General features: G+C 68.4%; 21 protein-coding genes, 1 tRNA gene and 1 pseudogene. 7 read left to right on the top strand and 16 right to left on the bottom strand.

Features of this window, described 5'->3' with window-relative positions; genetic code table 11:
* A pseudogene (locus ABNX41_RS13620) lies at window positions 1–280 on the bottom strand (colanic acid biosynthesis glycosyltransferase WcaL); the annotation flags it as partial.
* A 215-nt stretch (window positions 281–495) separates the two neighbouring features.
* Here ABNX41_RS13620 and ABNX41_RS13615 point away from each other — a divergent pair.
* The 4 genes from ABNX41_RS13615 (at window position 496) to ABNX41_RS13600 (ending at window position 4450) form a co-directional block, all read left to right on the top strand.
* Complete coding sequence (locus ABNX41_RS13615) at window positions 496–1884, top strand: oligosaccharide flippase family protein (RefSeq protein WP_438670272.1); 1389 nt, start codon at window positions 496–498, stop codon at window positions 1882–1884.
* 145 nt (window positions 1885–2029) lie between these two features.
* A complete protein-coding gene (locus tag ABNX41_RS13610; RefSeq protein WP_438670271.1) occupies window positions 2030–2200 on the top strand; it encodes a hypothetical protein in 171 nt (56 codons plus the stop codon).
* A 503-nt stretch (window positions 2201–2703) separates the two neighbouring features.
* Window positions 2704–3324, top strand: coding sequence for a sugar transferase (locus tag ABNX41_RS13605; RefSeq protein ID WP_438670270.1), 621 nt, complete (start codon window positions 2704–2706; stop codon window positions 3322–3324).
* A 253-nt stretch (window positions 3325–3577) separates the two neighbouring features.
* A complete protein-coding gene (locus tag ABNX41_RS13600) occupies window positions 3578–4450 on the top strand; it encodes an aldose 1-epimerase family protein (RefSeq protein ID WP_438670269.1) in 873 nt (290 codons plus the stop codon).
* On the opposite strand, the gene ABNX41_RS13595 is transcribed toward ABNX41_RS13600, so the two are convergent.
* The 6 genes from ABNX41_RS13595 to ABNX41_RS13570 all read right to left on the bottom strand — a co-directional run bounded on the left by ABNX41_RS13595 (window position 4447) and on the right by ABNX41_RS13570 (window position 9354).
* Window positions 4447–5361 (bottom strand): ornithine cyclodeaminase family protein, encoded by a 915-nt coding sequence (locus ABNX41_RS13595; RefSeq protein WP_438670268.1) that lies wholly within the window; start codon window positions 5359–5361, stop codon window positions 4447–4449. The genes ABNX41_RS13600 and ABNX41_RS13595 overlap by 4 nt on opposite strands.
* Complete coding sequence (locus ABNX41_RS13590; RefSeq protein ID WP_438670267.1) at window positions 5358–6026, bottom strand: HAD family hydrolase; 669 nt, start codon at window positions 6024–6026, stop codon at window positions 5358–5360. The genes ABNX41_RS13595 and ABNX41_RS13590 overlap by 4 nt, the downstream gene beginning before the upstream one ends.
* Window positions 6023–6964: a DMT family transporter gene (locus tag ABNX41_RS13585; protein WP_438670266.1), complete on the bottom strand. Its 942-nt coding sequence runs from the start codon at window positions 6962–6964 to the stop codon at window positions 6023–6025. Before ABNX41_RS13585 ends, ABNX41_RS13590 begins: the two co-directional genes overlap by 4 nt.
* 12 nt (window positions 6965–6976) lie before the next feature.
* Window positions 6977–7450 (bottom strand): YaiI/YqxD family protein, encoded by a 474-nt coding sequence (locus ABNX41_RS13580; RefSeq protein WP_438670265.1) that lies wholly within the window; start codon window positions 7448–7450, stop codon window positions 6977–6979.
* Window positions 7451–7563: 113 nt separating this feature from the next.
* Window positions 7564–8394, bottom strand: a complete 831-nt coding sequence (gene fghA, locus ABNX41_RS13575) for an S-formylglutathione hydrolase (RefSeq protein ID WP_438670264.1) — start codon at window positions 8392–8394, stop codon at window positions 7564–7566.
* A 30-nt stretch (window positions 8395–8424) separates the two neighbouring features.
* Window positions 8425–9354 carry an AEC family transporter gene (locus ABNX41_RS13570; protein ID WP_438670263.1) on the bottom strand — a complete coding sequence of 310 codons (930 nt, stop codon included), beginning with the start codon at window positions 9352–9354 and terminating at the stop codon, window positions 8425–8427.
* 172 nt (window positions 9355–9526) lie between these two features.
* Between ABNX41_RS13570 and ABNX41_RS13565 the strand changes: the two genes are divergently transcribed.
* A complete protein-coding gene (locus tag ABNX41_RS13565; protein ID WP_438670262.1) occupies window positions 9527–10171 on the top strand; it encodes a TetR/AcrR family transcriptional regulator in 645 nt (214 codons plus the stop codon).
* On the opposite strand, the gene ABNX41_RS13560 is transcribed toward ABNX41_RS13565, so the two are convergent.
* From ABNX41_RS13560 to argE, 9 genes are all read right to left on the bottom strand, one after another.
* Complete coding sequence (locus tag ABNX41_RS13560) at window positions 10134–10799, bottom strand: NYN domain-containing protein (protein WP_438670261.1); 666 nt, start codon at window positions 10797–10799, stop codon at window positions 10134–10136. The genes ABNX41_RS13565 and ABNX41_RS13560 overlap by 38 nt on opposite strands.
* 151 nt (window positions 10800–10950) lie before the next feature.
* Entirely contained in the window at window positions 10951–12243 is a 1293-nt protein-coding gene (locus ABNX41_RS13555) for a bifunctional folylpolyglutamate synthase/dihydrofolate synthase (RefSeq protein ID WP_438670260.1), read from the bottom strand.
* Window positions 12244–12247: 4 nt separating this feature from the next.
* Window positions 12248–13192: an acetyl-CoA carboxylase, carboxyltransferase subunit beta gene (accD, locus tag ABNX41_RS13550; RefSeq protein WP_438670259.1), complete on the bottom strand. Its 945-nt coding sequence runs from the start codon at window positions 13190–13192 to the stop codon at window positions 12248–12250.
* A gap of 11 nt (window positions 13193–13203) precedes the next feature.
* Window positions 13204–14001, bottom strand: a complete 798-nt coding sequence (locus ABNX41_RS13545) for a hypothetical protein (protein ID WP_438670258.1) — start codon at window positions 13999–14001, stop codon at window positions 13204–13206.
* A gap of 162 nt (window positions 14002–14163) precedes the next feature.
* Window positions 14164–14793: a recombination mediator RecR gene (gene recR / locus ABNX41_RS13540; protein ID WP_438670257.1), complete on the bottom strand. Its 630-nt coding sequence runs from the start codon at window positions 14791–14793 to the stop codon at window positions 14164–14166.
* A 2-nt stretch (window positions 14794–14795) separates the two neighbouring features.
* Window positions 14796–15149, bottom strand: coding sequence for a YbaB/EbfC family nucleoid-associated protein (locus tag ABNX41_RS13535; protein ID WP_438670256.1), 354 nt, complete (start codon window positions 15147–15149; stop codon window positions 14796–14798).
* A 67-nt stretch (window positions 15150–15216) separates the two neighbouring features.
* Window positions 15217–16998: a DNA polymerase III subunit gamma/tau gene (locus ABNX41_RS13530; RefSeq protein ID WP_438670255.1), complete on the bottom strand. Its 1782-nt coding sequence runs from the start codon at window positions 16996–16998 to the stop codon at window positions 15217–15219.
* Window positions 16999–17170: 172 nt separating this feature from the next.
* A tRNA-Met gene (locus tag ABNX41_RS13525) sits at window positions 17171–17247 on the bottom strand.
* A 79-nt stretch (window positions 17248–17326) separates the two neighbouring features.
* Entirely contained in the window at window positions 17327–18487 is a 1161-nt protein-coding gene (argE, locus tag ABNX41_RS13520) for an acetylornithine deacetylase (RefSeq protein WP_438670254.1), read from the bottom strand.
* Between the two features lie 275 nt (window positions 18488–18762).
* On the opposite strand from argE, the gene ABNX41_RS13515 reads away from it, so the two are divergent.
* Window positions 18763–19473 carry a hypothetical protein gene (locus ABNX41_RS13515; RefSeq protein WP_438670253.1) on the top strand — a complete coding sequence of 237 codons (711 nt, stop codon included), beginning with the start codon at window positions 18763–18765 and terminating at the stop codon, window positions 19471–19473.
* A gap of 180 nt (window positions 19474–19653) precedes the next feature.
* Window positions 19654–20382 (top strand): hypothetical protein, encoded by a 729-nt coding sequence (locus tag ABNX41_RS13510; protein WP_438670252.1) that lies wholly within the window; start codon window positions 19654–19656, stop codon window positions 20380–20382.
* The last annotated feature ends 129 nt before the right edge of the window (window positions 20383–20511 follow it).

Genomic DNA, 20511 nt, shown 5'->3' with positions numbered 1-20511 from the left:
CGCCGCAGGCCAGCGCGAGCCGCAGCGCGGCCAGCGCGGGGCCGGGACGGCACAGGGCACGGCCCAGGGCGCGCACCCCCAGCCGGGGCAGGCCCCGGGCCAGCAGATGCTCGGTCCGCCCGTCTTCCTCAAGATCCGCCGCATCGACCAGATCCGCCCGGGCCGAGCGCATGGCAAAGCGATGCACCTGCCAACCCGCGCGCTCAAGCGCCTGGATCTCGCGCCGGATGAAGCTTTGCGAGGGAAGCGGGTAGCTGTTCACGAGATAGGCGATTTTCATCCTGACAGGCCTGGCACGCTGTTGCGAAGATTTCGCGGCAGAATCCGGGCGCATGGGCGGCGGCGCAAGGGGAAACGCCCGCCCCGTCCCCGCCAATCCGCCGCGCGGCCGACAAAAAAACACGAGGCCGGGCAGTGGATTGCCGCCGTCTTGCCAAAGTCTTAGGCTTTTCTCGCCGGAAGGGCCGGGCCAGAAAGGCTGGAAGGACACGGGGAATGCGGGCGGGCGGGGCGTCGGATCGGCAGGATGGCGAGGGCACGCCCCCGCAGGGCGAGGCCTCGGGGCTGTTCGCGCGCGCGCTCAGCGGTGGTGCGCTGACCGCGGGCGCCTATGCCTTCACCCAGGCGATGCGGCTCGGCTCGAACCTGATCCTGACGCGGCTGCTGTTTCCCGAGGCCTTCGGGATCATGGCGCTGGTCACCGTGGTCCTGGTCGGGTTGCAGATGTTCTCCGACGCCGGGATCGGCCCGGCGATCGCCCGCAGCCCCCGGGGGGACGAGCGCGACTTCCTCGACACCGCCTGGACGGTGAACGTGATCCGGGGCGGATTGCTGTGGGTGCTGGCCTCGGCCCTGGCGCTGCCGATGGCCTGGGCCTACGACGCGCCCGACCTGGCCATGCTCTTGCCTGTGGCGGGGCTTTCGCTGCTGATCGCGGGCTTCGACCCGACCAGGATCGACACCGCCAACCGCCACCTGCTGCTGGGAAGGGTGACACTGCTGGACCTGGCCGCACAGGCGGCGGGCATCCTTTCCATGGTGACGCTGGCCTGGGCCACCGGCTCGATCTGGGCGCTGGCGGTGGGGGCGGTGCTTGGGGCGGGAGCGAAACTTCTGTTCACGAGCCTGTGGCTCCCCGGTCCGGCGAACCGCTTCCGCTGGGAAAGGGCCGCCGCCTCGGAGCTGCTGAATTTCGGCAAATGGATCCTGCTCTCCACCGCCTGCGGCTTCATGCTGTCGCAGGGCGACAAGGCGATCCTGGGCTTTCACCTCAGCATGGGAGAGCTGGGGATCTACAATATCGGCTATTTCCTTGCCTCGTTCCCGATGCTGGTGGCCGGGACGGTGGCGGGGCGGATCATGATCCCGCTTTATCGCGATCACCCGCCCTTGGCCTCGGCCCGGAACGCGCAGCGGATGCGGCGGCTGAAGCTGGGGCTTTCCGTCTCGGTCCTGCTGCTGCTGGCGCTGATGGCTCTGGCGGGCGAGGCGCTGGTCGGGATCCTTTACGACGCGCGCTATCTGGCGGCTGGGGCGATGGCGACGGCGGTCGCCCTGGCCCTGATGCCCTCGGTGGTCGGCATGGGCTATGACCAGGCTGCGTTGGCGGCCGGGGACGGGCGGGGGTTCTTCCTGCTGCTGGCGGCGAAGGCCGCGCTCCAGACGCTGGCCTTCCTGATCGGGGCGCAGTTCTGGGGCGTCGGAGGCGCGCTGATCGGCCAGGGGATAGCGCTGGCGCTGGCGCATCCGCTGATCGCCTGGCTCGCGCATCGGCATGGCGCCTGGGACGCCACCCATGACATGATCGCGGGGGCGCTGGCCCTTGCGCTGATCGGACTGGTCTGGTGGGCCCGAGCCGGGGAACTGGCCGCGCTGGTGCCCTGATCGGCCCGTCGGCCGACGATACCTCTTATCAAATCGTTAGGAATTATAGTGCTATGGTCAATTTGAACTGGAAATGTTTCCAGTTTGAGCACAATATTTCGCCCCAAGGGGCCACAGAGGTGAATGGATGCTGGCGGGAGCTGTGGTGTCATCGATCATGTCAGGGATCGTCTCGCTTGCGATCTCGGTCCTGACCGGCCAGCCGGTTCTGGTCTGGCTTCTCAGCTATACGCTTGCGGGCTGCTGCGGATTGCTGGCCTTCGTCCTTCTGAACGCAACGCAGGCCGAAGATCGGCTTCAGCGATCGTTTCCCTAAGGGAAATAAAGGCGGATCGGGCAATGACCGGACGCCGTCGCCTCGGCTGACTGGGTCGCGGGCGAATCAGGACCCGACCCTACTGGACCCGCCGACACCATCCGAAATTGCTTTACACGCTATGGTGGTGGAGGATTCGGTCCCAGCCGATTTCAAGCCGATTTGGTGACCGAATTTTTACAGAAACGTGGCGGAAACATGGTCCCGGCCCGGGTTGAACCATAGGCAAGACCCACCAAATCTAGATAAAATGCCAACTGGGGGCGTTTTATAAGAGTGCTAGTCATGTGCTGCCAATCCTGCATGGAGGACAGAGCCTTCGGTGTGGATCTTTCCGCAGCGGAACGCTGGATTGCGAATATTCGTCCGTCTTTGTTCTCGGGAAGCTGACAATGGGGATCAGCCTTCCAAAGCCGCAGCCAGGAATTGCGGTAACGTTGAATGCTGCCGGAAAGCCCGAGGTCAAGCCAGGCCGCCACCCGGGAGGCGCGGTCCAGGCTGTGATGCCGCGCCCCGGCGGACTGTATCGTAAGCTGTTCAAGCGTCTGCTCGACATCTTCGTCATCTTGGCCGCCGCGCCCGTGGTGCTGCCCATGGTGGCGGCGCTGGCCCTGCTTGTCGCGCGCGAGGGCGGAAGCCCGTTCTACAGCCAGATCCGCATCGGCCGGAACGGCAAGCCGTTCCGCATGTGGAAATTGCGCAGCATGGTGATCGACGCCGACCAGCGGATGGAGGCGCATCTTGCCGCCAACCCCGCCGCGCGGGCGGAATGGAACAGCACGCAAAAGCTGCGCGACGATCCGCGCGTCACCCATTTCGGGCGGTTCCTGCGCAAATCCTCGCTTGATGAACTGCCGCAGCTTTGGAACGTGTTCCGGGGCGACATGAGCCTTGTCGGGCCGCGTCCTATGATGCCGGAACAGCGCAGGATCTACCCCGGCACCGCCTATTACGCGCTGCGCCCGGGCGTCACCGGCTTCTGGCAGACCGCGGGACGCAACCACACCACTTTCGAGGCGCGGGCGGAATACGACGACCGTTACGAGGCCGAGGTCTCCTTCGCCTCCGATCTCAGGATCCTGGTTGCGACCGTGGGCGTGGTCCTGAAGGGCACCGGCGTCTAGCCGCCTCGATCGAAGCCATCCAAGGCCCGCGCCCGGACAGGACGCGGGCCTTTGGCTTGCCCCATCGATCCAACATCGCCCAGAGCGCAGGCAGGATCGCCTTATTTTCATGCATTTGCAATGATTTATATCTGTATCCGGCGCCATGCGGTCTGGGCTTAACAGGTCCGGGGGCATAAGCGGGACAGACTGGCGGGCCCGAACCGATCGAAACGGCCCGGCGCCCGCCGGATCGAGCAACCCCGAGGAAATCATGAGCGCAGAGCCTGTCCGCATCGCAAACGACCACCTGAGCGCAACGGTCAGCGCCCTGGGCGCCGAGATGCAGACCCTGGAACTGGCCGATGGCACGCCGCTTCTGTGGCATGGCGATCCGGCCTGGTGGGGCGGCCGCTCGCCGATCCTGTTTCCCATCGTCGGCCGCGCGCCACTGGACCGCATCGCCCTCGACGGGGTCGAGGCGCCGATGGCGCAGCACGGCTTCGCCCGCCGCCGGACCTTCCGGCTGGAAGAGGCGGGACCGACCTTCTGCCGCCATGTGCTGACCAGCGATTCGGACACGCTCGGCGTTTATCCCCGCGCCTTCCGGCTGTCGGTGTCGCACAGCCTGATGGGGACCGAACTGACCGTCCGGGCCGAGGTCACCAATGACGACGACCGCCCGATGCCCTTCGGCCTGGGCTTTCACCCCGCCTTCCTCTGGCCGCTGCCGGGGCAGGAGGACCTGCCCCATGTCGTCCGGCTCGACAACGGGGCCGAGCCGATGATGGCCCGGGTCGAGGACGGGCTTTTGCTGCCCGGACGCCAGCCCTCGCCCTTCACTGAGGGCTGGCTGGCGATCACCCCCGACCTGTTCGAATCGGATGCCGCGATCTTTCCCGAGGACGCGGGAGAGCAACTCAGCTACGGCGTCGCGGGCGGGCGCGAGCTGCATTTCCGCTTCCACAACCTGCCCAATCTGGCCCTGTGGCAGAAACCCGGCGCGCCCTTCCTTTGCATCGAGCCCTGGCATGGCATGGCCGCGCTGAAAGGCGCCGGGCCCGAGATCGCCGAGCGCCCCTTTTCGGTGACCCTCGCCCCCGGTCACAGCCGCGCCTTCGCCTTCTCGGTCCGGGTCGAGGGCTAGCGCGCGCGCCAGCGCTCAAGGATCCAGGCCGCCGTCATCAGGTCCAGATGCGCGCCGCCGCCGTTCTTGGCGATGGTGATCTCTTCCTCCGACCCGCGCGCGAAGGCGCCCGAGGGGAGATCGTAGAAATCCGCCAGCACATCGCTTTCCGCGATCGCGCCCGAGGCAAGCGGCTTCATCAACTCGCCGATGTGATGCAAGGTCGTGGCCCGGGAATCGACGAAAAGCCGCCCGCGCGCGATGGCGGCATCGTCGATCTCGCGCATGTCGGGCCGATAGGCGCCGATCAGGTCCAGATGCTGGCCCGGGCGCAGCCATTCGCCCCGGATCAGCGGCTCGGTCGACATGGTGCAGGTGCAGATCACATCGGCCCGGGCCACCGCCGCCTCCAGATCCCGCGCGACCTCGATCCCCAGGGGGGCGGCAAAGGCCTCGGCCGCTTCGGCCCGGCGCGACCAGACCTGGAACGCGGCATCGGGAAACACCGCGCCATAGGCCTCGACCATCGAATGCGCCACATTCCCCGCCCCCACCAGCAGGAACCGGCGGCTGTCCGGGCGGGCGAGTTTCGAGGCCGAAAGCAGGCTGTCCCCCGCCGTCTTCCATTTCGTCACCAGGTGGAAATCGACCAGCGCCGACAATTCGCCGGTCCGGTCGTCGAACAGCGTCACCGCCCCGTTCACCGTGGGCTTGCCGCGCGCGGCATTGCCGGGCACCACCGTCGCCACCTTCACAAGCGCGCCGATCCCGTCGATCCAGGCCGCGCGGTCCAGGATGGTATCGGGACCGCGATAGCAGAACAGATCCTTGATATCGGGCCGGGGCAGGCGGTGCCCGGCCTCGAACGCCTCCAGAAGCCCGCCCCAGCCCAACAGCTTCTCGGCGGAACGGGGGATCAGCTCGGGCGTCACAGCCCTGCCTCCTCTGCGGTCAGAAGGCTTTCGGCGACAAGGCGCTGCGCCCAGCCCTGCCAGCCTTCGAACTGATGCGTGCGCCATCCCCGCCGCGCGGCGGCGGCGATATTGTCGGCCCGATCGTCGGTGAAGATCAGATCGCCGGGCGCGATGCCGCTGTCCTCCTCGACGATGCGGTAGATCTCGGGGTCGGGCTTGATCACCCCCAGCAGGCCCGAGACATATTGCCGGTCGAATTCGGCCAGGAAGGGCAGGCGCGGCAGGGCCTCTTCAAACGAATAGCGCCCGAAATTCGTCAGCGAGAACACCGGCACCCCCTTGGCCCGCAGACGGTCGCGCAGCCGGATCGACCCCTCGATCGCGGGCGCGGCGATGTCGTGCCAGCGGTCATACCACATGCGGATCTCGGGCGCCCAGGCGGGGCGGGCCTCGGCCCATTGGTAGATGGTTTCGCGAAACAGCGCGCCCTTGTCGACCAGATCGTTCATCCCGTGCAGGTCGACCTCGGCGAACAGGGCGCGGCGGCGGTCCTCGCCGATCTCGCGGTCGTAGAATCCCTCGGGATCCCAGCCGACCAGCACATTGCCCAGATCGAAGACGACCGCGGCTGGGGGCCCAAGCGGCACGGGCGCGGAAACGGGGGCGGCAGGGGATGGGGTCATGGGTTCTCCTTGCGGCGCGGGCGGGTCTCGCGCCAGATCATATAGAGGCCCGATCCGCAGATCAGCGCAATCCCCGCCCAGGCCACCGCATCGGGCCAAGTGCCAAAAACCGCCAGCCCCCAGAAGATCGCCATCGGCATGCCGATATATTCCATGGGCGCGACCAGCCCCGCCTCGGCCAGGCGGAAAGCCTGGGTGATCATGACCGAGCCGATGGCGACCGAAAGCCCCGCCAGCACGAACCAAGGCCAATCCTCGGGCGGAGGCCAGATCCAGGGCCGCAGCAGAAAGGAGAACATCGTGCCTCCGGCCTCGAACCGGCCTTCCCCGAAGCAGATCCCCATCGCGCCCGAGGTCAGGATGAAGGCGACCTGCATCCAGACCGACAGGCCAAGCGCACTCTCCGATCCGCGCATATGCCGCGTCATCAGATAGCCCAGGGCGTAAAGAAAGGCCGAGGCCAGCACAAGCAGCGCCGCCGGTTGCAGCGCGCCCGCCCCCGGACGCAGCATGACCACCACGCCCAGAAAACCGATCAGGATCGCGCTCCACCGCCGCGGGCCGATCCGCTCGCCCAGGAACAGCACCGAAAGCAGCACCAGGATCAGCGGGCTGACGAAGCCCACCGCCACCGCATCGGCAAAAGGCATGACCGCAAGCCCGGTGTAGAAACAGATGTTCGACACCAGGATCACCAGCGCCCGCAAAAGCTGCTCTGCCGGGCGCCGCGGCAACAGCCCCGCCATCCCCCCGGGCCGCGCGGCGGCCAGCGACAGGATCAGGCTCAGCGCGATCCCCGCCCGGATCAGCATCAGCTGATGCAGCGCATAGCCCGCGGACAGGAACTTGATCGCCAGATCGTTCACCGAAAAAGCGACCGCCGCCCCCGCCGCCAGCAGAACCCCGCGCAGGGGCGCATCGTGCAAGACCTGTGCCATCTTCGCCCCGGCTCAGCCCTTCCGGGCCGCCCCCTGACCAGGACCCGCGCCGCGCCGCAGCACCCGGTCCAGCCTGTCCAGAAAGCGCGACCGGTCGGCCTGGGAAAACGCCCGCCCGCCGCCCTGCCGGAACGGATCGGCGCTACGCAGATCGGCCATCAGGTCGCGCGTCGCCAGGATGCCGCCGATATTGGCCGCGTCCAATTCCTGCCCGTCGGGCTTCACCACCGCCGCACCCGCTTCGATCACCCGCGCCGCCAGGGGAATGTCCGACGTCACCACGACATCCCCCGCGCCCGCGCGCTCGGCGATCCAGCGGTCAGCCTCGTCCAGCCCCGCCCCGACATAGACCGATTGCACCAGCGGATTAGCCGAGGGCCGGATCCCGCCGTTCGAGACCAGAACCATCGCCACGCCAAGCCGCACCGCCACCCGCTCGGCCTCGGCCTTCACCGGACAGGCATCGGCATCGATATACAGAACCATCTCTTCCCCAATCCCTTCCGCCCCGCCCGGACCCCACCCCTTCATCTTGGCCGAAATATCCCGGGGGTGAGGCGCGGCCACGCGCCTCAGGGGGCAGCGCCCCCTTCCCGCCCTCAGCCCATCAGCGCCGTGGCATGGAAGGCGATATGATCCTCGATGAACGAGGATACGAAGAAATAGCTGTGGTCATAGCCCTTCTGCATCCGCAAGGTGCCGCCCTGGCGCCGCTCGGTCATGGCGGCGGCCAGCGCCTCGGGCTTCAGCAGGTCGATGAACTGGTCGGAAGTGCCCTGGTCAATCAGCACCGGCCCATCGAAGCCCAACCTGCGCATCAGGACCGCGGAATCATACCCCGCCCAAAGGCTCTCATCCTTGCCCAGATAGGCCGCGAACTGCTTGCGCCCCCAGTCCGAAGCCGTGGGATTGGCGATCGGCGCAAAGGCCGAGACCGAGCGGAACCGCCCAGGAAAGCTCATCGCGATGGTCAGGGCGCCATGCCCGCCCATGGAATGGCCGGTGATCGCCTGGGCGCCCTCCTCGATGGGAAAGGCATTGAACAAAAGGCGCGGCAGCTCTTCCGTCACATAATCCCACATGCGGAAATGCGGCGCCCAGGGGGTTTCGGTCGCATTGACGTAGAACCCCGCCCCCTGTCCCAGGTCATATGCAGGATCATCCGCCACCCCCTCGCCCCGGGGCGAGGTGTCGGGAAAGACCAGCGCGATCCCGGTTTCGGCCGCCCAGCGTTGCGCGCCCGCCTTCACCATGGCGTTCTCATGGGTGCAGGTCAGGCCTGACAGATACCACAGCACCGGCACCGGCCCGTCCTCGGCGCCCTCGGGCAGGAACAGGCCGAAGGTCATGTCGGTGCCCGTCGCCTGGCTGACATGGGAATAGACGCCCTGCACCCCGCCGAAACAGCGGTTTTCCGAAACGGTTTTCATCTTTCTCTCCCTTGGGTCAGGCGCGGCGGCTCATCCGCCGGTGATCCATGCGATGACAAGCGGCACGGTCAGGATGCTCGCGGCGGTGGAAATCAGGATCGAGGCCGAGACGCGTTGCGGCGCGACCCCGTAATGCTGCGCCAGAATATAGATGTTTCCGGCAACGGGAAGAGCGGCCGCCGCGATCATCACCCCCGCCGCCCCGGGCTCGACCGGAAACAGCCACAGCGCCGCCAGCGCCACCGCCGCCGGATGCACGATCAGCTTGGAAAATGACAGCCAGCCCGCGACCAGGGGCCGCTCGACCTTCCGCCCCGCCAGCGAGGCGCCGATGGCGAACAGCGCGCAAGGGGTCGCCGCCGCCCCCAGAAGCGCCAGCGTCTCGTCCATCGCATCCGGCACCGGCAGCCCCGCCCCGGCCCAGAGAAATCCCGCCACCATCGAGCCGATCATCGGATTGCCCAGCAACCCCGAGGCCAGCGGACCCAGCGCCGAAATCCCCGGTGTGCCCCCCCTCGCCGCCGTGATCAACAGCGTGACCAACGAGGAAAACACGATCATGTCCAGCGTCAGCACCAGAAGCAGCGGCGGCGCCGAGGCCGGTCCCAGCAGAACCGCCAGCATCGGAATGCCCAGAAAGCCGGTATTGCCGATCGTGCCGCATTGCGCCTCGATCGTCGCCTCGGCCAGGGGTGCGCCGCGCAGCCGCGACAGCACGAATTGCACCGCGAAAAGCCCCCCCGTCGCCGCCAGATAGGCCCGGACGAAGACCGGATCCCAGATCTCGGACAGCGAAAGGTTCACGGTCAGCCGGAACAGCATCGCCGACAGCGCGAAATAGAAGACGAATTTCGTCAGCCACATCGTCGCCTCGGGCGGAAAGGCGCGCAGCCGCCCGGCCAGCCAGCCAAGGCCGATCACCGCGAAGAACGGCAGCGTCTGGAGGAAGATCGGCAGCATGGATGCGTCCTGCCCGGCTCTGGTGCTGGGCCACAGCTTTCACGGGCGGGCCCGGGATGCAAGAGCGGGCAAGGCCGTCCCCGCCGGGCGATCACGTGCCTTCCCGCCCCGTTCGCGCGATCACCCGCGCTTCCAGCTTGCCAAGCCCGGCCCGCCCGGCCAGAATGCACCCATGTCAACAGTGACCGAAATGCCGATGCCCGAAATTCGCCGGGGCAGGAAATTCGAACAGGTGCTGGAAGGCGCCCGCCATATCTTCATGCGCGACGGCTTCGAAGGCGCCTCGGTCGACGACATCGCGCGTGAGGCCGGGGTCTCCAAGGCGACGATCTACGCCTATTTCCCCGACAAACGCCTGCTGTTCACCGAAATCTGCACCTCGGAATGCCATCGCCAGGCCGAACTGGCCGAAGCCGATATCGACCCCGATCTCTCGGCCCGCGACCTGCTCGGCTTCCTCGGGCACCGCATCGCCGAATTCATGATGTCGGATTTTGGGCGCGATCTGTTCCGGCTGATGGTGGGCGAGGTCGCCCGCTTTCCCGAACTGGCGCGGACCTTCCACGCCCATGGCCCCGGCCTGGTGCGCGAACGCCTCGTCACCCGGCTGCGCGCCCTGACCGAGCGTGGCGAGCTGCGGATCGAGGATTTCGATCTGGCCTCGGATCAGTTCGTGCAACTGTGCAAGGCGTTGATCCACGACCGCCTCCTGCTCGGCCTGGTCGAGGACATCAGCCCCGCCGATATCGAGCGTTCGGTGAATGGCGCGCTTGAGATGTTCATGGCGCGCTACGGCACGAATCCCGGCGCAGCCTGACCCGCGCCTCGGGCCCGATGGGGTCAAGCTCGAACTGCCCGTCGCGGTTCTCGAACCACTTGCGCCAGCTTTTCTCCGGCGTCTCCCCGATCCTGAACCCCTGCCGTGAAAGCGGCCCGTTGATCCCGGAAAGCGCGGCCCCCATCGGCCCGGCCTGGCGGATGATCTCGCAGACCTCGCCTAGGGTATCGGCCTTGTCCGAAGCGGCATCCCTGGACGAAACCTCGACAAACTCACTGAAAACATTGCGAAAACGAAGCGGCGCCCTGTGGTCGCCCATGCCGATGACCGAATGGCCGATCTCGCGCAGATGCTCGGCGACATGGGTGAAATCCTGGTCCGCCGAGGCGATGATCACGCATTCGAACCCGTCCCGCAGCGCCAGGCTCATCGCCTCGATGCTCAGCAGCAGATCGGCAGCATTCTTGCCTCGTCCGGCGAAGACCGGGCGAAACCCCGCATCGGCCCATCGCTCGACATGCCCGGCCTTGCCATAGACCCGGCGCACCCTCGGCACCCCATAGGCCCGGGCCGCTTCCAGAATCGCCGCCGCGAGCGCGGGCGCCAGGTTCTCGCCATCGACTAGAACCGCGACCCCCCGACCACCTGTCTCCCGAAAGTCCTTCACCCGTCCCGACCCCGTCCTGCGCTCCGGCCCCGGCCTGCCCGAAAACAGCCTGCCCGGAAAATACGGCATCAAGAAGGCCCGCCCGCGCCCCTTCATCTTGGCCGAAATATCCCGGGGGAGTCTCCGACAGGAGACGGGGGCAGCGCCCCCTTCAGCCGTTTTCGCGCAGCACCCGCCCGGCAAGATAGAGCGAGCCGCAGATCAGCACCCGCGCCCGGGGATTGCGCGCGCGGATCCCGGCCAGCGCCCCGGCGACCGATTCCGCCTCGGAAGCCGCGATGCCAAGGCCCTGGGCCGCCGCGCAGGTGGCCCGGGCGGACAGGGTATTGGCCTCGCCCTCGATCTCGACCGCCCAAAGATGCGCCGCGTGATCGGCAAGCGGGCGCATATAGCCCTGCACATCCTTGGTGTTCAGCATGCCGCAGATCAGATGGGTCTCGCGCGCGGGCATCCGCGCAAGCGTCGCGGCAAGGGCCGCGCCGCCCGCCGGATTATGGCCACCGTCCAGCCAGATCTCGGCCTCCGGCACCGCCTCGACCAGGGGGCCATGGCGCAGGCGCTGCATCCGCGCGGGCCAGACGGCCCGGCTGACGGCGGCCGCGCAGGCCGCCTCATCCCGGCCCAGATGGCGCAAGGCCGCGATCGCCGCCCCCGCATTCTGCACCTGATGCGGCCCGGGCAGGTTCGGCAGCGGCAGGTCGAGCAGCCCGGTTTCGTCCTGATAGACCAGCCGCCCGCGCTCTTCGGCCACATGCCAGTGCTGGCCGAAGGCCAGGACCGGCGCGCCCAGCCGCGCGGCGCGGGCCTCGATCACTTCCAGCCCCTCGGGCGCCTGCGGACCGACGATCACCGGCACGCCGCGCTTGATGATCCCGGCCTTCTCGCCCGCGATCTCGGGCAGCGTCTCGCCCAGATATTGCTGATGGTCGATGGAAACCGGGGTGATGATGGTCAGCGCGGGCCGCTCCACCACATTGGTCGCATCCAGCCGACCGCCAAGCCCCACCTCCAGCAAGGTGAAATCGGCGGGCACCCGCGCAAAGGCCAGAAGCGCCGCCGCCGTGGTGATCTCGAAAAAGGTGATCGCATCCGGCCCGTTGGCGGCCACGCATTCGTCCAGCAATGCGGTCAGCGCGGGTTCCGAGATCAGCGCGCCGACCAGCCGGATCCGTTCATGGAACCGCGCCAGATGCGGCGAGGTATAGGCATGCACCTTCGCCCCCCCCGCCTCCAGCCCGGCGCGGATCATGGCCTGGGTAGAGCCCTTGCCATTCGTTCCGGCGATATGGATCACCGGCGGCAACCGCGCCTCGGGATGGCCGAGCGCGGCCAGCAGCCGGTGCATCCGCTCAAGCGTCAGGTCGATCACCTTGGGATGCAGAAGCATCATCCGCGCCAGGATCCGGTCGGACCCCTGCGCGACCGGATCGGAGCCGGAGGGCATCGGCTCAGGCCTTGGGCGTATCGGCGACCGGCACTGCGGTCTCGTCGGACGCTGCGGCCACGGCCTCGGTCGGCGGCGCAAGATCGCCGCGGATCGCGGGCGGCTGGTTGGTAAGCATGCGCAGGATGGTGATCAGCTCCTCGCGCAGCACCTTGCGATGGGTCACCCGGTCGAGCATACCGTGATCCAGCAGATATTCGGCGCGCTGGAAGCCTTCGGGCAGCTTCTCGCGGATGGTCTGCTCGATGACGCGGGGGCCCGCGAAGCAGATCAGCGCATTCGGCTCGGCGATCTGCACATCGCCCAGCATGGCGTAGCTTGCGGTCACGCCCCCGGTTGTCGGATGGGTCAGCACCACGATATAGGGCAGCCGCGCCTCTTTGAGCATCTGGATCGCGACCGTGGTGCGTGGCATCTGCATCAGCGCAAGGATGCCCTCCTGCATCCGCGCACCGCCTGCGGCGGAAAAGACGATGAAGGGCCGCTTCAATTCGACCGCCCGTTTCGCGCCCGCGATGAAGGCATTGCCGACATACATCGACAGCGATCCGCCGATGAAGCCGAAATCCTGCGCCGCCGCCACAATGGGGGTGCGGCCCATCTCGCCCTCGGCCACCAGCATGGCCTCTTTCTCGCCGCTGGCCTTCTGGGCGGCCTTCAGGCGGTCTGGATATTTCTTCTGGTCACGGAACTGCAGCGGATCGGCGATGGGGTCGGGCACCTTCACCTCGGTGAAGATCCCACCATCGAACAGGGCCGAAAAACGGTCGCGCGGCGTGATCGCCATGTGATGGTCGCAGTTCGAGCAGACATGCAGGTTCTGCGCCAGCTCGCGGTGGAACAGCATGGTCCCGCATTCGGGGCATTTGGTCCACAGGTTCTCGGGCACCTCACGCCGCGAGAAGAGCGAATTGATCTTCGGGCGGACGTAATTGGTGATCCAGTTCATATGCGGGCCTCTCAGGCGGGGTCATCGGTCGGATTTACGAGATAAGGCGGTGGGGGGGCGAATGCAATGCGGCGCGATTCCGCGCCCCCGCCCCCCGCCCCGATCCCGCCCGACTCCTCGCAGGCCGCGCCGGGGCGGAAATCCGGGTCGTGGCCAAGCGGGCCGACGATCCCCTCGCGCAGGATGGCGCCGATGAAAGGCTTCAACCGGCCCTGCCGCGCCAGAACCCGCGCCACCCCATGGCCCGCGCCGCGCACCGGCAGAAACACCGCCCCCGGAAAGGCGGGCCGCACGAAACGGTCGACATAATCCGCATCCGGCCCGTTCCAGGGATCGTGCAGAACGACGGGCGACAATGCCGGATCGGCGATCTCGGGCAGGTCGCGATGGCGCAGGCGGCCCCGGGTCAGGCGGCGGTTGCGGCTTTCGCCAAAGGCGCGGTAGCAGGAATGCAGCGGCAGGCGCGGCGCCAGTGCGATGGCACGTGCGCCGATCACGCTGCAATAGTAAAGCGCGGCATGGCCTCCCAGGCTCGCGCCATAGGCGAATACCCGGGGGTGATCGGCCAGAAGGGGAAGAAGCGCCCGGCGCAGCGCCCTCGGCGTCAGAAGCTGATACTGGCTGTGCGCCCCTTCGGCGACGAAGACATGGGCCATCCCCATCGAAAGCACCAGATCCGAGCCGAAGCCGGTATCCGCCAGCCCCTTGGCGATGGGGTTGAAGCCGATCACCAGCGTGTCGCTCGGCCTCGCCGGAATATGGGCGGTGACGCGATGGCTCTCGCGTTCGATCAGCCTGTGGATCCGCATCCCCGCCCCCACCGCGCCGGAATGGCGCCCGCGGGCAAGAGCCTGCGCCGAAGGATTTAAGGAAGGCACAAGGGGCAGGGGGCGGAATGCCGATGTTTTTAGAAGATTGCCGCGCTTTCAGGGGGCCTGGCTCCCTGGACGACTCCCCAGGGGAGAGCCCGCCTAGACCCGCCGCCGTGCCCGCAGCGCCGCGCCGATGGTGCCGTCGTCGAGGTAGTCGAGCTCGCCCCCGACCGGCACGCCCTGGGCCAGGGTGCTGATCTCGGCCCCCGTCGGCGCCAGCGCATCGGCGATGTAATGCGCGGTGGTCTGGCCCTCGACGGTGGCGTTCAGGGCCAGGATCACCTCGCGCGCGCCCTTTCCGGCGCCCGGCGTGCCCTCGGCCCCGCCACCCGCCACGCGGGCGACCAGCCGGGGAATGCCAAGCGCCTCGGGGCCAAGCCCGTCGAGCGCGGACAGCGTGCCGCCCAGAACGTGATAGCGGCCCTTGAACAGGCCCGTGCGCTCCAGCGCCCAAAGATCGGCCACATCCTCGACCACGCAGATCTCGCCGGTGTCGCGCGCCGGATCGGCGCAGATCGGGCAGATGTCCGAGGTCGAGATATTGCCGCAATGCTGGCAGTCGCGCGCCGAAAGCGCGACCTGCGCCATGGCCTGGGCCAGCGGCGCCATCAACTGGCCGCGCCGCGTCAGCATCGCCAGAACCGCGCGCCGGGCCGAACGGGGGCCCAGGCCGGGCAGCCGGGCCATCAGCTCGATCAGCGCCTCGATCCCGGTGTCGTCCTGCGCCAAGGTCAGAACGGCAGCTTGAAATCGGCGGGCAGGCCAAGGCCCTCGGTGATCTTGCGCATCTCGTCGGCCGAGCGGCTTGCCGCGCGCGACTGCGCGTCCTTGATCGCGGCAAGGATCAGATCCTCCAGCACCTCCTTTTCGGAAGGCACCAGGATCGAGGCGTCGATCTCAAGCCCCGTCACCTCGCCCTTGGCGGTGGCGCGCGCCTTCACAAGGCCCGCGCCGCTTTCGCCGGTGACGACCGTGCCCGCGAGGCTTTCCTGCAGTTCGGCCATTTTCGCCTGCATGTCCTGCGCGGCCTTCATCATCTTGGCCATGTCGCCAAGACCGCCCAATCCGCCAAAACCCTTGAGCATGACTGCCCCCTTCCCTGCCGTTTCATCCGAGATACGGGGCCCGCGCGACCCATGCAAGGGGCGCGGCTCAGGCTTCGAACGGATCCCAGTCGTCGTCCGCCTCGTCGGTCTCGACCACCGGCAGCGCCTCGGCCGCCGCCTGGGCGGCCATATCCTCGGCGCTGCGGATCCGGCCGATCCGCGCGCCGGGGAATGCCCCCATCACGGCGCGGACCAGCGGGCTGGCCGCCGCCTCGGCCTCGGACTCGATCCGGGCGGCCTCGCGCGTCTCGGCGATGGTGGGCGCCCCCCCCGCCCCCACGACCGAGATGCCCCAGCGGGCATGGGTCCAGCCCTGCAGCCTTTGCGACAGCCGCGCCGCCAGATCGGGCTTCGCCCCCGGCGCCGGCTCGAACTCGATCCGGCCCGGCGCGTAATGGACCAGGCGCAGCCCCTCTTCGACCTCGGTCAGCAGCAGAAGGTCGCGCTTGTCGCGGATCAGGGCGACGAGCGATTCGAAGCTGGCGGGCAGGGGCAGCGTGTCGTCCGCCAGCCCGGGGGCAATCGCGGGCGCGGCGGACATCACGGCCGCGCCCATCGGCCCGCGCGCGGGCATCATCGGCGCATGCAAGGCACCCCGGCCCGCGCCCGGCCCGCCTCCGGGCGCGCCCCCCGGCGCGCCGCCTCCACCCGAGGGCGGGCGCGGCCCCTCGCTCAGCCGCCGGATCAGCGTCTCGGGATCGGGCAGTTCGGCGACATGGGTCAGCCGGATCACCGCCATCTCGGCCGCCATCATCGCATTGGGCGCCAGTTCCACCTCTTCGATCGCCTTGAGCAGCATCTGCCACATCCGCGTCAGCGCCCGCATCGGCAGTTTCCCGGCCATCTCGCGCCCCCGCAGCGCCTCGTCGGGGGGCACGGTCGGGTCCTCGGCGGTGTCGGGGGCGATCTGGATCATCGAGACCCAATGCGTGATCTCGGCCAGGTCGCGCAGCACCGCCAGCGGATCCGCCCCGTCGGCATATTGCGCCGAAAGCTCGGCCAGCGCCGCCGCCGCCTCGCCCTTCATGATCATGTCGAAAAGATCGAGCACCCGGCCCCGGTCGGCCAGCCCCAGCATCGCGCGCACCTGCGGGGCCGTGGTCTCGCCCGCGCCCATGGCGATGGCCTGGTCCATCAGGCTCATGGCATCGCGGACCGAGCCTTCGGCGGCGCGGGTGATCAGTGCCAGCGCATCCTCGGCGATCTGCGCGCCCTCGCTGGCGGCAACCCGGGACAGATGGGCGATCATCACCTCGGGCTCGATCCGGCGCAGGTCGAACCGCTGGCAACGCGACAGCACCGTGACCGGGACCTTGCGGATCTCGGTGGTGGCGAAGATGAATTTCACATGGGCGGGCGGCTCTTCCAGCGTCTTGAGAAGCGCGTTGAAGGCGCTGGTCGAAAGCATGTGGACCTCGTCCACGATATAGATCTTGTAGCGCGCCGAGGCCGCCCGGTAATGCACCGAATCGATGATCTCGCGGATATTGGCGACGCCGGTGTTCGAGGCCGCGTCCATCTCGATCACATCGACATGGCGGCCCTCCGAGATGGCGCGGCAAGGCTCGCAGAGGCCGCAGGGCTCGGTCGTCGGGCCGCCCTGGCCGTCCGGCCCGGTGCAGTTCAGGCCCTTGGCGATGATCCGCGCGGTGGTGGTCTTGCCGACACCCCGGACCCCGGTCATCACGAAGGCATGGGCGATGCGGTCGGCGGCGAAGGCGTTCTTCAGCGTGCGGACCATGGCCTCCTGCCCGATCAGATCGGCGAAGGTCTGGGGACGGTATTTGCGCGCCAGAACCTGATAGGCCTTTTCGGGCGTGTCCGACATGTCGCTCTCCGTTTCCCGTTCGATCCGGGCAGGCGCCCACGATGCGGGGCCAATCTAGGGGGCGCGCGGCGACGGGGCAACCACGGGCTTCGCCTATCACAAACACGGGCTTCGCCGCGCGTCAGGCCGACCGGGGCCAGGGGCGGCATGCCGGTCATGGAAGGGGGGGAAGTGGTGGCGAGGGAGGGACTCGAACCCTCGACCTTGCGATTATGAGTCGCACGCTCTAACCAGCTGAGCTACCTAGCCACTGGCCGGGGCAATTACGCGCGCCACCCCGGGGCGTCAAGGGCTAATCGCCTCCGCGCCCGGGGCGAGGCCGCATCGGTCAGAGCGGGGCGTCCCCGCACAGCCGCTCGACCAGCCGCGCCAGCATCGCCTGGCAAAGCGCGAATTGCTCGGCGGTGACGAATTCGTCGGGCTTGTGGCCCTGGGCCATGCTGCCCGGCCCGCAGACCACGGTGGGAATGCCCAGCCTCTGGTCGAACAGCCCGCCCTCGGTGCCGAAAGCGACCTTGATCGTGCCGTTCGCCCCGGTCAGCGCGCGCATGAACCGCACGATGGGCGCATCCGGCGCGGTGCCAAGGCCAGGGTAGTCCCAAAGCCGCTCGACCGCGATGGCGGCCTCGGGGAAAGGGCCGCGCAGGGGCGCGAGGATCGCCTCGGCCCCGGCGCGCAGCTCGGCGAGCAGCGCCTCGACATCGGTGCCCGCCAGCGAGCGGATCTCGAAGTCGATGGTGGCGGAATTGGGCACGATATTGACCTGCACCCCGCCCTGCATCCGACCCGCATGGACGGTGGTATAGGGCACGTCGTAATCGCCGTCGAAGGGGCCTTCCTTGGCCAGCCGGGCCTGCACCCCCCTGATCACCCCCAGGAAATCCGCCGCCAGATGCAGCGCGTTCAGCGCCAGGGGCGCCAGCGCCGAATGGCCCTCGCGCCCGGTGCAGGTGGCGCGCAGGGCGAGCTTGCCCTTGTGGCCGGTCGCGACCTGCATCGCGGTCGGCTCGCCGACGATGCAGAAGGCGGGGCGCTGCGGCGCGGCCTCCAGCATGTCGACCAGCGAGCGCACGCCCAGGCAGCCGACCTCCTCGTCATAGGAAAGCGCCAGATGCAGCGGCACCTTCAGCGGGCGCTGCGCCGCCGCCAGCATGGCCGAGACGGCGCAGGCGACGAAGCCCTTCATATCCGCCGTGCCGCGCCCATAAAGCCGCCCGCCCTCTTCGGTCAGCACGAAGGGGGGGCGGGTCCAGGCCTGGCCCTCGACCGGGACGACATCGGTATGGCCCGACAGCATGACGCCGCCACGGTCGCGCGGACCGATGGTGGCATAGAGATTGGCCTTGGCGCCCGAGGCGTCGGGGATCAGCACTGGCTCGATCCCCGCCCCCCGCAAAAGATCGGCGACATAATCCATCAGCCCGACGTTGGGGCGCGAACTGACGGTGTCGAAGGCGATCAATCGTTCCAGAACCGCTTTGGCCTGCATGGCGGCACCTCCTGCACCGACAGTGCTAGCGCGAAGCGGGCCGGGCGGAAAGCCCTGCCGCAGGCTTGCGACGCGCCGGTGGGGATGAAGGGGGATGGCATCCCGCGCGGGCGAAAGGAAGTTCGCGCGCGCCGCCGATCCTGGCGGCGCCGCTCGACCAGATCGCATCCCGCGCGTCCGGGGACGATTTCCCGCCTTCTCTCGGCGGCGGCTTTGCGGCAGGATCGGCCTCCATCCCTTCGCCCGCCCGACGTCTCAACCGGACCCTGCCGATCTTGCCCCCTCTCAGCGCCCTGGCCGTCTTCGCCGCCCTTCTCGTCGCCTCCCCCGTCGGCGCCGAGGAACTCGCCCCCAATCTTTCCCGGTCGGTCGAGGCAACCCGCCCCGGTCCGGCCCGGGCGCTTTCGACCGCGCTGCGGCTTTACGCCGAGGGCGAGGCGCAGAAGGATGCGCTGTCGATGGCGGTGGCCGCCCGGCTCGCCGCCCGGATCGAGATCCGCGCCGCCTCGGGCTGGGCGCGTCGCGACGGCCCCGCCTCAACGCGCCCGGCCGAGATCCGCACGCCCGCCGTCAGCCCGGACACCCTGCTTTCGGGCGCGGCGATGACCGGCGCGCGGCTGATGGCCGAAGAGGATGCGCTTCTGGCCGATCTGCTGGCCGACCTGCCGCCCCCCGGCGCGCGCGACCGCATCGGCGCCCTCTCGATGGCCGAGGACCGGCTCGGCCCCGGCTCGGGCGCGATCTGGGACATCCCCTTCCCCGGGCAGAGCCCCGCCGAGATCGCGGTCTTCCCGACCGGGCCTGGCGCGATCCTCTGGCGGGTCGAGGATGCGGGCGGACATCCGGTTTGCCCCGAAACCGCCGCTGCCGCGCTGGCCGCCTGCGCCTTCACGCCCGACCGGAACGGCTTTTTCCGGGTGATCGTCACGAATGGCGCCCAAACTGCCAACGACGGGGAAGCGGGTTATCTGCTTTTGGCGAACTGATGGCCGGCGCGAACCGCGCAGGCGCGGGAAATCCCTGTTTCCTTTGCTGTTAACGGGTTTTGTCACTTTCAATGCGCAGGGCGCGCTGCCAAGATCGCCCCCAGGAGAAACCCTTGCTCCCATGACGCGACCCCAGGGCTGGGTCATGGACCACAGCCAGATCCGATCACCGGAGGACCCATGATGAAACGCCTTTCCATCCCGCATGCCATGGCGACCGCCGCCGTGGTCGCGCTTTGCACCCCCGCCCTTGCCCAGGAAGAAGACAGATCCGGCGCCAATCGCGGCCAGGTCGACGAGGCGGTGACAGGCCCCGCCGCCAAGATCGCGCTGGCCCATGACCTTTACGCCATCGGCACCGCCGAAGAGGATGCGCTGGCCGTCGCGACCGCCGCCCGCCTGCTTGCCTCGGTGGCCGAGGAAGACGGCGCCGAGGCGCCGCGTTCGGAAACCAGGGCGCTTGAGACCGGGGCCCCCGAAGGCGCCGTCGCCGATCCTTCTGAGGGCAGCGTCGCCACCTCGGATGAGATGTTCGCCAAGGCGGTCGAACTGGCCCAGGCGGGCGAGGATCCCGCGCTGGCCGAACTGATCGTCGACCTTGCCGCCGAGGGCAATCGCGGCAGCGTGCATTACGTCAAGAGCTGGGGCTCCTCGCTGTCGCCGGGCTGGTATGAGGAGTTCTACATCACCTTCCACGGCCAGGAATTCGCCGAGGTCGCCATCATCGGCGAGGGCCGCTCGGTCCTGGACCTGACGGTCTATGACGAGAACGGCAATGTGATCTGCACCGATTACCGCGACTGGGACCAGGCCTATTGCAGCTGGACCCCGAAATGGACCGGCGAATTCACAGTCGTCGTGTCGAACGAAGGTTACTATTCGAACAACTTCGTCGTCGTCACCAACTGACGACGGGTATCGCGCCGCTTGAAGGGGCCGGGGGATCTCCGGCCCCTTTTCCATGTCCGGCCCCGGCAGGACGCCCCTGCGCCAAAAGGCTGCGGGCGGCAGATCCGGCGTGCCCAGCGTGCCCAGCGT

The organism is Pseudogemmobacter sonorensis (genome assembly GCF_042762395.1).
Lineage (GTDB): Bacteria > Pseudomonadota > Alphaproteobacteria > Rhodobacterales > Rhodobacteraceae > Pseudogemmobacter > Pseudogemmobacter sonorensis.
Note: the sequence above shows the minus strand (reverse complement) of the source record. Positions and strands in the feature narration are given on the sequence as shown.

Bases quoted from the DNA above. Each gene is read 5' to 3' on its own strand.
- ABNX41_RS13615 (WP_438670272.1), top strand. From the start codon at position 496: ATGCGGGCGGGCGGGGCGTCGGATCGGCAGGATGGCGAGGGCACGCCC.
- ABNX41_RS13605 (WP_438670270.1), top strand. From the start codon at position 2,704: ATGCCGCGCCCCGGCGGACTGTATCGTAAGCTGTTCAAGCGTCTGCTC.
- ABNX41_RS13600 (WP_438670269.1), top strand. From the start codon at position 3,578: ATGAGCGCAGAGCCTGTCCGCATCGCAAACGACCACCTGAGCGCAACG.
- ABNX41_RS13590 (WP_438670267.1), bottom strand. From the start codon at position 6,026: ATGACCCCATCCCCTGCCGCCCCCGTTTCCGCGCCCGTGCCGCTTGGG.
- ABNX41_RS13585 (WP_438670266.1), bottom strand. From the start codon at position 6,964: ATGGCACAGGTCTTGCACGATGCGCCCCTGCGCGGGGTTCTGCTGGCG.
- ABNX41_RS13580 (WP_438670265.1), bottom strand. From the start codon at position 7,450: ATGGTTCTGTATATCGATGCCGATGCCTGTCCGGTGAAGGCCGAGGCC.
- fghA (WP_438670264.1), bottom strand. From the start codon at position 8,394: ATGAAAACCGTTTCGGAAAACCGCTGTTTCGGCGGGGTGCAGGGCGTC.
- ABNX41_RS13570 (WP_438670263.1), bottom strand. From the start codon at position 9,354: ATGCTGCCGATCTTCCTCCAGACGCTGCCGTTCTTCGCGGTGATCGGC.
- ABNX41_RS13565 (WP_438670262.1), top strand. From the start codon at position 9,527: ATGTCAACAGTGACCGAAATGCCGATGCCCGAAATTCGCCGGGGCAGG.
- ABNX41_RS13555 (WP_438670260.1), bottom strand. From the start codon at position 12,243: ATGCCCTCCGGCTCCGATCCGGTCGCGCAGGGGTCCGACCGGATCCTG.
- accD (WP_438670259.1), bottom strand. From the start codon at position 13,192: ATGAACTGGATCACCAATTACGTCCGCCCGAAGATCAATTCGCTCTTC.
- ABNX41_RS13545 (WP_438670258.1), bottom strand. From the start codon at position 14,001: ATGCGGATCCACAGGCTGATCGAACGCGAGAGCCATCGCGTCACCGCC.
- ABNX41_RS13535 (WP_438670256.1), bottom strand. From the start codon at position 15,149: ATGCTCAAGGGTTTTGGCGGATTGGGCGGTCTTGGCGACATGGCCAAG.
- ABNX41_RS13530 (WP_438670255.1), bottom strand. From the start codon at position 16,998: ATGTCGGACACGCCCGAAAAGGCCTATCAGGTTCTGGCGCGCAAATAC.
- argE (WP_438670254.1), bottom strand. From the start codon at position 18,487: ATGCAGGCCAAAGCGGTTCTGGAACGATTGATCGCCTTCGACACCGTC.
- ABNX41_RS13510 (WP_438670252.1), top strand. From the start codon at position 19,654: ATGATGAAACGCCTTTCCATCCCGCATGCCATGGCGACCGCCGCCGTG.